Here is a 1,823-nt window from a genome sequence, read left to right on the forward strand (position 1 = left end):
ATGTCGCGGTAGGGATACCCGTTACCGGATACCCCCCGCACAGATCCCGGCGTGCGCGATTTACGCACCGGGCTCCTGCCTCGGGTGTCTGGCGGTGAACCGCTCCACAGGCCATGGATGAAGAACCCGAACCCTTGGTAGCCATGCGGCTGCCAGTTTGTTTGCTTTCGTCCAGGTCGTATCATCCTTCTGGCTCCTGCGCCTGAGCGCCCGGCGCCAGAGGTTTGTTACGTGTGTCCTGAACTTCTGCATGGTGGGGAAGTTGCCCGGTACCGAGTGATAGTTCAGGTATCCCTGAACCACTCTCCTGAGCCATTTTCCCTGTTCGGGGATTGAGTAATGCCAGCGCCTTCGCAGACCGTCTTTGATGGCTTTCAGAGTTGCCGTCATCCGATCCCGGCGGGTCTTTCGTATCAGCATGAACCTGCCGTTGCGATCTTTCCCGCTGATGTGCGTGAACCCGAGGAAGTTGAACGTTTCTGGTTTGCCTTTTCCCCTGATGGCACGGTTTTCGGCAGCGAAGCGGCCGAACTCCATCAGACGGGTTTTCTCCGGGTGAACCGTGAGTCCGAACTCCCTCAGTCTGCGCTGCATGGCTATACGGAAGCGCCGGGCATCGTATCGTTTGTCGAACCCGATGACGATGTCATCGGCGTATCTGACCATTACCACATTGCCTGTGGCATAGCGACGTCGCCACTGATGCGCCCACAGATCGAAGACGTAGTGGAGGTATATGTTTGCCAGCAGCGGTGAGATGACCGCACCCTGTGGGGTGCCTTCCTCCGTTGCTCGCCATTGACCCTCCTCCGACGTCCCGGCTGTGAGCCACTTACGTATGAGCCTGATTACCCTCCGGTCGCCGATCCGATGCTCTGTGAACCTGATCAGCCATTCGTGGCTCACCCTGTCGAAGAACTGACTGATGTCGGCATCCAGTACCCAGTTTACGTTAGTGCGTACCAGCCCTGTGGCCAGTGCGTCCAGTGCATCGTGCTGGCTTCGCCCGGGTCTGAACCCGTATGAGAACCCCATAAAGTCGTTTTCATAGACTGCGTTCAGGATTTTCACCAGCGCATACTGGACGATCTTGTCCTCCAGCGAGGCGATGCCGAGCGGGCGTTGTTTTCCATCCGCTTTTGGGATGTAGTGACGCCTGCCGGGCTGCGCCCTGTAGCTGCCCTGATGTAGCCTCCGGTGCAGATCTGTTATGTTGTTCTTCATGTTTCCGGCGTAGTCCATCCACCTGATGCCATCCACTCCGGCGGCCGCTTTCCTGCTCAGGGAGAGGAATGCGGCTTCCAGTGCTTCGACTGTCAGCAGGTGGAACAATGCTGTAAACCGTTCTTTCTTCCGCTGCTTCGCAGCTTCCCGCACGCGTGACAGCCTCTGTGACATGCTTTCCCGGCTCTGTGTCCGGCGCATGTGTGGCTGTTCCGCGTTCCCCTTGGCCCCGCTCCTTCGCTCCACTGACTCCGCTCCTTTCGGGTTGTTCGCCTGCTTCGCCGCTACTATGAGCGAGTCCGACTTCTCCTCTCCGTACATCACCGGCTATGACTCCTCGTCTTCCCGGTGCGGGCCATCTCCGACACTGGCAGATGGTCAGAGGGGAGATCTCCCGGTTCCCGCGTAGAGATCGTATTGACATGCCAGGGTCTCAGACCCCGCCGGGTCCATGTGGCACTCGCAGTATCGCACCCTATGATGTTGCCTTCCGTTAACAGTACAACGTCGGCACCCGGTAATTTAATATACATTTCGTGGCTCAATGGCTGGCCTGTCAACACCCCTGTCAACGCTTCGCCCCATACCTCGCGGTATGC

At 58.3% G+C, this 1,823-nt stretch carries 1 protein-coding gene; it reads right to left on the reverse strand.

Annotated elements, in window-relative coordinates; all coding sequences use genetic code 11:
• Positions 1-60: 60 nt before the first annotated feature.
• Positions 61-1,548: a group II intron reverse transcriptase/maturase gene (gene ltrA, locus N6P30_RS24255; protein ID WP_004178082.1), complete on the reverse strand. Its 1,488-nt coding sequence runs from the start codon at positions 1,546-1,548 to the stop codon at positions 61-63.
• Between the last annotated feature and the right edge of the window lie 275 nt (positions 1,549-1,823).

Source organism: Enterobacter sp. PL1 (assembly GCF_945957325.1).
In the GTDB taxonomy this organism is placed as follows: Bacteria; Pseudomonadota; Gammaproteobacteria; order Enterobacterales; family Enterobacteriaceae; genus Enterobacter; species Enterobacter roggenkampii.